A 10,407-nucleotide genomic window follows, 5' to 3' on the forward strand; every position below is an offset into this window, starting at 1 on the left:
GTCTTATTCCCCCTGTGTCGGCATTCCTTCGTTCTCCGCAGCCTGTATTGGTGAATTTTCCTGTGGCAACTTACCTGCTGGAGCCGCATCCGGCGCCTCTTTGTCCGTCTGGGATGCGCGCCCGCCCGCGTAGAGATGCCGAAGCTGCATCTCGGAAACACCGTCGGCCTCCATCACCAGCCGAACCATCGGGTCTGCGAGCATCTCTTCCAGGAAAAGTTCTGCCAGATCTTTTCCCGTCAGCTTGTCCTTTGCCAGGGCGTCATCGAGGTCCGCCAGTGAAACGGCCAAGGTTCTCGTCAGACCGGGGTGGGATGCCCGGGAATGCAGTCTCACCGCTACAGATGCTTTCCAGGCTTCAGGGTGCAGATGGTCGGGCGGTGAGGACAGTTCCGTTTCAATATCGTATTCTCCTGCCGGAAGCGTCTCGTCGAAGCCAGGCAAACTGAAGGGCCGGGTGAAAACCGCAATGGACTTTCTGACTAGCTCGTTCATAGGAGAAGTCCTTTCATCAAAGCGACAAGCGGGCCAAGGCTGCGGCCGCCAGAGCAATGCCCTTGTCGTGGTAGTCCCCGTGGAACACACCATCCACCTTGACCTCCCAGATCCCATTCCTCTCTCTGACACGGACACGATCAGCTTGCGCGGTTGGATAATAGGGGTGTGCCGAAGTTTGTCTTTTTTTCGGTTGGTGTAATGGCTTCTTGAGATCCCTGGAGCTCGCCGCCTTTGGCAATTGCGTTTCTCCAAGGGCCATCACGGCGCGAATGAACTCCTCCGCGTAATCATCCGCGTTCCGGTGGTCATGCTCGTGCCGCACCATGGCCATCGGCTCAACAAAACGCTTTTTCAAGTGCTCAAGGAAACGCGGTTCTGTGTGGGACATGTAAGCAATAAGCGACTGGAGAACCCGTTCATGGGCTAGAACGCGCCGTTCAAGATCGGTTGTTTCAGGCAGAGGTGGTGACATGGCGCTGCTCATCCTTCATTGATCGTGTTTTCCGGACGCTCCGGTGACTTGTTTACGTCAAGGGCTGCAAGGCAGGCGTGCGCAATGTCCCGGTTCGGGGTCTCTGTGCCTGGTACCGTCGCCCAGCCAGCCGCCATGAGGGCCTCTCGCTGCCGGAAGGTAGAGGCTGCCCGGATCGCCGCCATCTTGGCAGCCCGTTCCGGATCGGATCGGGCCATGTCCAGACAGACAGGCACCAATGCGGTGACAACATGTTCGCGGGCCATCGCCACGGACCTGTCGTTCGAGGTTCGGTCGGTTACCCAGCCGCCCCAAGAAAATCCAGCTACACTAACAAGTACCGCGCCGATGACGGCGCCGTAGAGGCCAGGTTTAAGCCATTCGGGAGTGTTCATTGTAGTTCCTCCAGCGGCAAAGCGCCGCCTCGCTATCTTCAGGTGTCATATTGAATGCCGCGGCCAAGTGCCGTTTCCAGGTCGGTCCAGGTAATTGGCCGCATTTCTGTTCGGCCCAGCGAACGCCCCTTGCCGTTTATAGTCAGGAAAATCGCTGTTCTGCGGTAAGCCGGGAAACTCAGCGTCTCGATAAGTTCTTCCTCAACCAATACTTCGTATTCACCGGCAGGCAGCTCGTCCGAATATCCGGATAGGGTAAACGGGCGCGGGAAGGTCACGGTGGATCTGATTGAACGCAGCGCCATCTCCGGTCTCCGCGATGTATACGTGCCTTCCGCGCTGCAAAGGCTGCCGTATCCTGATTGCAGAGAGGTAGCCTGCATTTGCGGTCATCATACATTATCCCAGAACCGGGCGATGCGCGCTGACCCATGTTAGCGCCGCTGGGCCCTGGGCAGTGCTGGCGAACCTTGGAGCTGCCCTGATGCTTGACTTCAGAGGTTTGGACACCGGCTGATCTGCGTCAGCGCATGCTCCAGGCGATGCGGGTATGATCAAAACAATCCGAAACATTTTGATCCTGCCAGAGGAGGCCCCGGTCATTCGGCACGTTCGCTCCCAAGATCCGAAAACATTGAAAAGGAGGAAACGGTGATGCCCGCAGGTGGCATTCTTTACCCGCATAGCCCTGAGTTCGATCGTTTTTTGCAGGCCTTCGTTGGTGAAGACCGGAAAGGCAATGCTGTTACGGTACTTTCGGCCCTTGCAAGGCTAAAACTCGAACCTTGGGAAGAGGCAGCCGCGCTTGCCGCTTTGGAGGAAAAGGCCGCTGGTTCGCGACTGGAGATGCTGTTGTCGCAATTCCGTGACGTGCCCGAACTCAAACAGGATAGCGGAACGCTCGCGCGGGAACTGACCCGTCTTCTTCCCAAACGACGTAAGCGTTTGAGGGCTGATTCTGGTGGTGTGGAAAACCGGCCGGCAAATTTTCCTGGATTGATATGGGCGGTACTGACGATCTTCTTTCTGATTGTGCAATTAATACTCGCTGGCACTCCGGGAACGGGCCAATGACCTTGGGCAAAGCACAGGACGGCGACCGCAGGCAGGGCGGCACGCCCGGTCTGGACAATGCGATCCTCTGGGATCTGGAGGCGCGACACTGGACCAGCGGCGCGGACAGCGCTCGCACGGTGACTGCAACAAATGCAGTGATGATACTTCCCTATCCGCCAGGCATCCTTCAGGGCGGACAGATCCTGGAGCATATGAAGAAAAACACGGGCTGGCGAACCGTGGAAATGAAAGACCGTAGCCAAATCAGGCAAGGAGCCATTGCCGTGCTCGCCTATCGCGTATTCGCTGAAAAGTCGGGTTCACCAATCTATGAGGCGCTCTGCGCGTCCACATATTTTCTGGACAACGGTCGGTGGCTGCGGCTGTCACATCAGCAAACCCCCACCACCTGACTCCAGCAGGGTGAATCTTCACCTTGGGGCGAAACCTCTAACGAACTTATTGACATGTGAACCGGCCCCTGGGGTCTGGATTCAGAACCAGAACTTGACCACTACAGCCGATACCCAAGCGGACAGTACAACTTTCGAGTGTCCCAGGCTAACCTGCGTCAGTGCAGCGGAGCGGAGAAGATGAGTACATCGCTTCGTGCCTGCCGAATCTCCGGCGGCACTCATTTCCGAGCAAAATAGAAGCGCGTGAAGCGTGCGGTTCTTGAAACGAGCCGCATTGCCCAGCGTTTCCTATTCTCGGAATGTCCAGGAAAGGACATTCTAATGACGCCTGAACAAACCAATGTCACCGAGAAGATGACCTCGGTCAAAGCAGCTTGTGACAAAGCGCCTGCCGGTCCCAGAAAGGATCGGGCGCTGGAACACTACCAGGCTGCCGAGAAAGCGCACGAGGCGAATAACTACGACGAGACGGACAGAGAACTCAACGCGGCTGCAGAAGAGATTATCTGACTTATCTCGTCTTATTACTGACTTATCTCGTTTTAGAAGAAAGTCAGGCCGCCCAAGTTTAGCGAAGGGCGGCCTCCTTCATTTCAAAAGTGGGCCGGTCTGATCCAGATACGCCGTATCGAAACCTGAAATGGCCACCAATCCGTCATAGTCGTCGAACGTCACGCGGCCGTCCCGAAAGGTCAGCAGCCGTTTTTCGCGAAGCTGCCTCAAAACACGGTTCACATGGACGGCGCTTAAGCCCAGTGCATCAGCAAGATGGTACTGCGTCAAAGGGCAAGCGTATCCTTTCTTGCTCCCCATTCCGACCAACCTCAGCCGTTCCGCCAGTTCCAAGAAGAAATGCGCCATGCGCGCATCTGCGGCGCGTCGGCCAACCCCAACGAGGTGCTCGACGACCATGGCTTCGTCCCGTGATGCTGCCCAGAGAACGGCTGCCGCCAGGCGCGGCGTTTTCTCGAATGCTTCCAGAAGGTCGCCCTCCAGAACCTCCACCGCCTGAATGTCCGTGACCGGCTCGAAACTGTGGTCGGAGGTGCGCAACAGCACGCTGCGCAATCCAAGAAAATCCCCTGGTATCTGGAAGTCTACGATCTGTCGGGTTCCGTCCGGCTGAAGCTTGTAGGAACACACCCAGCCGGCGGCCAGAATGTAAGCGGCCTGATCAGATTGCCCCTGATGCACAAGATCACGCCCCGCCGTGAAGGACCGGCGGCGCAGATGCAGACGCTTCAAAACATCCAATTCATCTTCAGACAAGGCGAGGAAGACTTGTAACTTCTTTGTAAGCGGGCTTTCTAAGATATCCGTCATCGGGGCCTCACAAGCCGAAAAATCTCCAGACGCAATCGTGCGGAGACTGCTTTCGGTTAGCCCAGCTTAGCCTTTTTTCTGCGAAGATGCTGGTGAAAAGCGAGGCCGCCCGGTCGCGCGTAACTCTAAGCGTTACCTGGAAGGAAACCACAAAATGCTTAGCGAGCAGGACTTCTCGGGAATGGCTGCCCTCGCAATCTGCGAGTCCATGTTGCTGGCGCTGAACGATCACAAAGTCCTGCCTGAACGCGAGATCGTAGGCATCCTTCGCGATGCTGCAAAGACGCATGAGAACGCAGCTGTTACTGATGGCGAAATAGAAGCGCATCGGGCCGTGGCGGTTCTCATCAACCGGATCATTGCTGGCGGGAACTCCGTTCGGAGGCCGCCGGGATGACCTACTCAATTGCACCGGGTTGGACATTGCCTATGCCGTTTTCGTTCTACTCGTACAAGGCACGGGGCCAACAGCCCGGTCATCAGGACATGCCAGTTGGCACATGCCACCAAGACGGCAGCGTCCAAACCGACATGTTGAAAGCCGGATCTGCATCGACCGCGCGGCAAGCGCGAGTCCAGCCAGGACCCTTGCCCGTCACGGGTGGGGCACCCGGCGCGGGATACCCCTCCGGTGTAACCGGTCCGAGACAGGAAGAGGCGCAGCTGACCGCATCAGACTGGACACGAACCCTGATGAAGTACCGGCAGCCAATCCCCTCCCGCAGCATTTTCGAACTGACGGTCACGCTCGTGCCTTTCGTGGCAATATGGGCGGTTGCCTGGTGGGTGCTCTCGATCAGCACCGTGTTGGCACTGGCTCTCGCGTTGGCGAATGCAGCCTTCCTGCTCCGGCTGTTCATAATCCAGCACGACTGCGGACATGGTTCCCTGTTCCGCGACCGGCGTCTGTGCGATTGGATCGGTCGCGTGATCGGCGTTATCACGCTGACACCCTACGACGTCTGGCGCAAGACCCACGCGATCCACCACGCCACGAGCGGAAACCTGGACCGGCGGGGCATCGGAGACCTGCCGGTGCTGACAGTCAGGGAGTACCGCGGGAAGGAATGGCCCGGCCGTACGCTTTACCGCCTGTTGCGCCATCCGGTTTTCCTGTTCGGAGTAGTGCCGTTTTACACGTTCTTTCTGCACAACCGGCTGCCCGTCCATCTGATGCGGTCCGGCTGGCGCTACTGGTTGAGTGCGATGGCGACAAACGCTGCCATAGGCCTCACTCTGACAGTGATTGTCTTGCTGGGCGGTTGGGAGGTAATGCTGTTCGTCTTCCTGCCGACGATGCTTCTGGCCGCAATAGCCGGCATGTGGTTTTTCTACGTGCAGCATCAGTTTGAGAAAACCAGCTGGCGGCACGAGGAAGACTGGAACATCCGGGACGCGTCCCTTCACGGCAGTTCGCACTACGCTCTGCCCGGCATCCTGCGCTGGATCACCGGGAACATCGGAGTCCACCATGTGCATCATCTGGCCAGCCGCATCCCCTTTTACCGTTTGCACGACGTAGTCAAGGATCACGACGCCCTGGCGCAGACCAGACGCATTACGCTTTGGGAAAGCTTCCGCTGCGCGCGACTGCACCTTTGGGATGAGAAAAGCCGCAGATTGCTATCGTTTGCAGAGGCCCGGGCACTTCCCGTCTGAGCCTTGCGAAATATTGCCACTGGTCAGTGAATTGGCGCGTTGGATAGGAAACTGGGGGCACCTAAATAGGACATTTGTCGTTCCACGGACGGCCACGTCTGTGCCAGTTGGGTTTCTTTCTGAGCCAGTATTGTCGGGACAATTGGGCTGATTACTCAGTTGTCACTCTAATCAGGAAGGTGGATGCTGTGACCGCCATATCGTCAGCGGCAAAGGTATGAATGAAGGAGGGCGGACTGATTGATCTCATCGCCGACTATGAACCCTATCTTGCGCTCGCAGTTGTCGTCCTTCTGTTCGCAGCATTTCTTTCCGAGCGCTTCGAACCGGACGTAACCGCTGCGGGGGCCGCCGCGCTGTTTGTCGTCTTGGGGTTTGTCCCCACGAATGAAGTTTTGGCAGCGTTTTCGAACCCTGCACCCATAACGATCGCTGCGATGTTCGTGATCAGCGGCGCGCTGGTCCGAACCGGGCTTCTCGACGCACTTGCGAACAAGGTTGTCGCCGCAGGGAGCAAGCGCCCGGTCGCCGGTATAGCGGCGTTTCTCATCGCGACGCTAGTCGCCTCGGGTCTGATTAACAACACTCCGGTCGTCATCGTCCTCATACCGGTGGCCATTCGTTTGGCGCAGAGCCTGGGCTTTGCTGCGACACGCCTGTTGATTCCGCTATCCTACATGTCCGTCCTGGGCGGGACGTGTACTCTGATCGGCACGTCGACCAACCTTCTGGTGGACGGCGTTTCCCAGGCGTCTGGCTTGGAACCGTTTTCAATTTTCGAGATCACACCGGTCGGTCTGGTGGCCGCGGCCACAGGCGGTGTGGCGCTCCTCCTGCTTGGACCTGTCCTGCTGCCGGACCGAAAGGATATTGCGGAACAGGGCGGCGACGATGAAGCGACTTTTTTGACCGAGGTACGCCCGCGAGAGGACTACCCGAATATTGGTCGAACGATTGATGAAATCGCCGCCCTCAGCCGAAGAGGTGTTGAAATCGTCGGCATCCGTGCGCGTTCTGGAGTCAAGAGAGAGGGGTTGAGTGAACACATACTCGAACCGGGCGACAGAATCATTGCCAAGGTTGCGACATCAGAACTGCTCACCCTCAGGAAACTTGAAGGGATCGAAGTCGGGTTGCGCCAGGGGCCAGCGGCCGAAAACACCTCGGAGCTGATCGTCGCCGAAGCTATCGTGACGCTTTCACGCCGAAGCCGCGGAGTGCGCATTGCCCAGCTTGCCATGGGGCACCGATACGGCATGCGTGTTCTTGGTGCCCACCGACATGGGGAAGTGCTTGGACCCGACCTGTCGACGGCGCTATTGCGCCCCGCCGATACGCTGCTTTTGGAAGGAACGCCTGAAGGCTTTGCCCGAATGACCGAGGCGGGCGATCTTGCCGCGATCACGGATGCCGGGGGGCGCGCCTTCCGCCGCGGGAAAGCGCCGCTGGCTCTGTTCGCGCTTTTCGCGGTTGTGGCGCTCGCCGCAGCCGGGTTCGCCGAGATCAGCGTGCTTGCCCTTGTCGCGGTCGCTGCCATCCTCGTGCTCCGGTGCATCGACAGCGGCGAAGCCTGGGCGTCCATCGACGCCAGCGTCCTTGTGCTGATCTTTTCCATGCTAATCGTCGGCAGCGGTATGCAGAATGCAGGAGCAGTCAACCTGATCGTGGAGACATTGGTGCCGACTCTCGTAGAGTTGCCCCTAATTGTCACGCTCGCTGTGATCTACATACTGTCTTCGGCGCTCACCGAGGCGGTTACCAACAACGCCGTAGCCGTCGTCGTTACACCTCTCGCGATCGGTGTTGCGGAACAACTCGGTGTCGACGCCAAGCCGTTCGTCGTCGCTGTGATGTTTGGCGCAAGTGCAAGTTTCGCCACTCCGGTCGGCTATCAGACCAACACATTGGTATATGGCGCTGGGAACTACAGGTTTTCCGACTTCCTCAGGATCGGCGTGCCGATGAATCTTATCGTCGGCGCAGCCGTGGTCGGGGTGATCCCGGTATTCTTCCCATTCTAGGGTACCCGGTCTTGTTCTGCGGTGCTTGTGGCGCTTTTTGTGCGCGCTGCGTGAATTGTCAGCAGGAGCAGCATGAGGATCCCGGCCGTTGCGGCAATAGCTGATCCTGAGAGAATTCCAAGCTTAGCGGCGTTCAGCGTTGCCGGATCGAAGGCCAAGCCCGCTATGAACAGCGACATCGTGAAACCGATACCAGTTAGAAACGAGCCGGCCAGAATTAACGGCCCCGACAAGCCCGGCGCTAACACTGCCAGGCCTGATCGGACAGCTAGCCAGCTGAACCCGAAGACGCCGATCGGTTTTCCTAGCACCAGACCGACAATTATCGCCAAGGAGACCGGTTGTTCGAAATCGGCACCCTGAACCGTGATGCCGGCATTTGCCAGCGCGAAAATCGGCATGATTGCAAAGCCGACCCAAGGGTGCAGCATTGTCTCGAGCCGTTCGACTGGCGAGAGTGCCTCCGTGACCGCTCTGCTTGCTTGACGCAGGTTATGGCGGGTTGCGGTATCTCCCTGCTGCCGATCGCCGGCCGGAACGGCGCGTAGGCGTCCAAGGATTGCATGCAGCCGGGCATCGCTTACCCATATGCGCGTCGGCGTCATAAGGCCCAGAATGACCCCTGCGATGGTCGCATGAACGCCGGAGGCATCGATGCATAGCCAGACTGCCGCACCGAGAAGAAAATAGACCGGGACACTTCTGATCCCGACGCGCGAGGCGCCTGCGACGACACCAATTCCCAGCAGACCCAAACCGAGCGCCGACCAGTTCAACGCTTCCCCGTAACCGAAGGCGACGACGAGAATTGCGCCGACATCGTCAAAAATGGCCAGAGAAAGAAGGAACAGACGCAAGGTGGACGGGATCCGCCTTCCGAAAAGCGCCAGGCATCCAATCACGAACGCCGTATCGGTTGCCATCACGGTTCCCCAGCCGTGCGCCCCGGGCTGCCCGGACATCAACAAATGATAGAACGCGACCGGCACCACCATGCCGCCCAAAGCGCCCGCGAACGGCAGGGCGGCCTGTCGCGGGTTTTGCAATTCGCCCAGTACGATCTCGCGCTTGAGCTCCAGAGAAAGCACGAAAAAGAAGAGGGTCATCAGCCCGTCGTTGATCCAGTGTCGCAGCGAGCGGGTGAAATCGAACGAACCGAATGTCAGGCCAACAGGGGTCTTCCAGAAGCCCAGGAAGCCTTCTTGCCAAGGCGAGTTTGCCAGCGCCAAAGCCAGCAGAACAGCCAGGAACAGGAGCCCACTCGCGGCCGCTTGGATCTCTAGGAAGCGTGCGAAGGGTTTTGTTATTCTATCGGCGGACTCTTGGGGCAGGCTTTGATGATTGTCTATCATGGGACAACTACGCCAATTCGGGTGAAAAGAGACTACGCCATTGAAGCGTGGACGCAATGACCACGTGGATCAATGTCTGGCTATGCAGGAGCCATCCACGCAGGATATTCACCAGCAGGTTTTTCAGTTTCTGAGAAACGGACAATGCGGAAACGGTTGATTAGGCTTCACAAATTAAGGAACAGGTTAGCATCCGGCATTCATGAAGCCCCGGAGTTGGTTCTTTGTCATTTCCCCGGGAACGTCTCCGAACAATAGCAGGATAGTCACCAGAAGTCGTTTGTCAGGCTTCGGTGCTTCGGCTCTTTCCTTGAGCCAGCTGTGACTTTCCAAAGTCGAGTCCGCTTCACTCAGGATTTTGAAACCAGCGGCCAATAGATGCGTGGACATTCGGCCGCGTCTTCATGGTTTCCAGGTCGTTCCTGAACCAGACCGAACGGACGCCCGACGGCGACGCCATGATGCTCTTCTGTTGCAACTCCCAACTTGCACGGTTCTAACCTAGGGCCAGATCTTCGATGGCCAACTCGATCACAGCCCGTTCGACATGTTCCGACACCCGGTTCTTCAGGATCGGTTTCTTGCGGCTTAGGTCCATCAAGGCCTCGCAGTCCGATTTCGCCGCCCGTCGCGCCAATATCGGCAAAGCGTAGCTGAAGGTCACAGGATCCAAATGCGAGGATCGTCAGGCCTCTGATCTGCAACATTGTTTCCGAACTCTGGTGATATTACATCAGCGTCCGGTTCCGGATCGCGCTCCTGCGGTCGGTTGCTGCAGCACCACATGGCGGCAAAGTGCCCGTTCTGCCGAATGCTTCACCATGCAAAGTGAGCAGCAATGCGCTTGAAAGCTGAATTTGTCGAATGGAAACAAGCGCGAGTCAGGCGTCGGTGAATTTTCCAATTGTCTTGGTATTAGCGAGATAAGCAACGGTTCTCTTCATGCCTTCTTGTATTTCGAACTGGATGAGCCGTCTTGGAGAGCAAATGCGGCGGTCGTGAGGGTGGGCGGAATGCTCGTTACCCCTGTCATCGAATATAGTTGTATCTAATGTCCGCAGTTTCCGTTATCTGTGGTATTGAGGGTAGAGTTGAACTTGACTTCAACGCTGCCAAATCTCCTCGCAAAAACAATTTTGGTGTTGTCACGTTAACCGTCGTTCGGTTGCTCATGCTTGGATTTGGACATAGGTGACATCGATGAATTCATCGTCG

13 protein-coding genes are annotated in these 10,407 nt (G+C 57.5%); 6 read left to right on the plus strand and 7 right to left on the minus strand.

From position 1 onward, the window contains the following. Window positions 1-3: 3 nt before the first annotated feature. Genes AC2FF7_RS21315 through AC2FF7_RS21330 form a run of 4 tightly spaced genes read right to left on the minus strand, consistent with a single transcriptional unit; the run spans window position 4 to window position 1,670 of the window. The gene (locus tag AC2FF7_RS21315) at window positions 4-495 is read right to left on the minus strand and encodes a BTB/POZ domain-containing protein (protein WP_481669115.1); all 492 of its coding nucleotides are present in this window, start codon (window positions 493-495) and stop codon (window positions 4-6) included. Window positions 496-511: 16 nt separating this feature from the next. After that, window positions 512-970 (minus strand): hypothetical protein, encoded by a 459-nt coding sequence (locus tag AC2FF7_RS21320; protein WP_120981224.1) that lies wholly within the window; start codon window positions 968-970, stop codon window positions 512-514. Window positions 971-978: 8 nt separating this feature from the next. After that, window positions 979-1,365, minus strand: coding sequence for a hypothetical protein (locus AC2FF7_RS21325; protein ID WP_010442282.1), 387 nt, complete (start codon window positions 1,363-1,365; stop codon window positions 979-981). 38 nt (window positions 1,366-1,403) lie between these two features. Beyond that, a complete protein-coding gene (locus tag AC2FF7_RS21330; protein ID WP_010442281.1) occupies window positions 1,404-1,670 on the minus strand; it encodes a hypothetical protein in 267 nt (88 codons plus the stop codon). Window positions 1,671-2,019: 349 nt separating this feature from the next. On the opposite strand from AC2FF7_RS21330, the gene AC2FF7_RS21335 reads away from it, so the two are divergent. From AC2FF7_RS21335 to AC2FF7_RS21345, 3 genes are all read left to right on the plus strand, one after another. After that, entirely contained in the window at window positions 2,020-2,439 is a 420-nt protein-coding gene (locus AC2FF7_RS21335) for a hypothetical protein (RefSeq protein ID WP_010442279.1), read from the plus strand. Continuing rightward, on the plus strand, window positions 2,436-2,834 hold the full coding sequence (locus tag AC2FF7_RS21340; RefSeq protein WP_299900798.1) for a hypothetical protein: 399 nt from the start codon (window positions 2,436-2,438) through the stop codon (window positions 2,832-2,834). The genes AC2FF7_RS21335 and AC2FF7_RS21340 overlap by 4 nt, the downstream gene beginning before the upstream one ends. A 324-nt stretch (window positions 2,835-3,158) precedes the next feature. Next, window positions 3,159-3,347, plus strand: a complete 189-nt coding sequence (locus AC2FF7_RS21345) for a hypothetical protein (protein ID WP_113788272.1) — start codon at window positions 3,159-3,161, stop codon at window positions 3,345-3,347. A 78-nt stretch (window positions 3,348-3,425) separates the two neighbouring features. On the opposite strand, the gene AC2FF7_RS21350 is transcribed toward AC2FF7_RS21345, so the two are convergent. Then, entirely contained in the window at window positions 3,426-4,160 is a 735-nt protein-coding gene (locus tag AC2FF7_RS21350) for a Crp/Fnr family transcriptional regulator (protein ID WP_496717006.1), read from the minus strand. Between the two features lie 154 nt (window positions 4,161-4,314). On the opposite strand from AC2FF7_RS21350, the gene AC2FF7_RS21355 reads away from it, so the two are divergent. The 3 genes from AC2FF7_RS21355 to AC2FF7_RS21365 all read left to right on the plus strand — a co-directional run bounded on the left by AC2FF7_RS21355 (window position 4,315) and on the right by AC2FF7_RS21365 (window position 7,840). Continuing rightward, entirely contained in the window at window positions 4,315-4,557 is a 243-nt protein-coding gene (locus AC2FF7_RS21355; protein WP_496717007.1) for a hypothetical protein, read from the plus strand. Further along, window positions 4,554-5,819 carry a fatty acid desaturase gene (locus AC2FF7_RS21360; RefSeq protein ID WP_496717008.1) on the plus strand — a complete coding sequence of 422 codons (1,266 nt, stop codon included), beginning with the start codon at window positions 4,554-4,556 and terminating at the stop codon, window positions 5,817-5,819. The genes AC2FF7_RS21355 and AC2FF7_RS21360 overlap by 4 nt, the downstream gene beginning before the upstream one ends. A gap of 221 nt (window positions 5,820-6,040) precedes the next feature. Then, the gene (locus AC2FF7_RS21365; protein ID WP_496717009.1) at window positions 6,041-7,840 is read left to right on the plus strand and encodes an SLC13 family permease; all 1,800 of its coding nucleotides are present in this window, start codon (window positions 6,041-6,043) and stop codon (window positions 7,838-7,840) included. Here the strand turns inward: AC2FF7_RS21365 and nhaA are convergent. Beyond that, the gene (gene nhaA / locus AC2FF7_RS21370; RefSeq protein WP_260027328.1) at window positions 7,837-9,192 is read right to left on the minus strand and encodes a Na+/H+ antiporter NhaA; all 1,356 of its coding nucleotides are present in this window, start codon (window positions 9,190-9,192) and stop codon (window positions 7,837-7,839) included. The two genes, AC2FF7_RS21365 and nhaA, sit on opposite strands and share 4 nt — an antisense overlap. Window positions 9,193-9,688: 496 nt before the next feature. Further along, entirely contained in the window at window positions 9,689-9,856 is a 168-nt protein-coding gene (locus AC2FF7_RS21375) for a hypothetical protein (protein ID WP_496906301.1), read from the minus strand. Window positions 9,857-10,407: the final 551 nt, after the last annotated feature.

It is taken from the genome of Ruegeria sp. YTSC325, assembly GCF_059609525.1.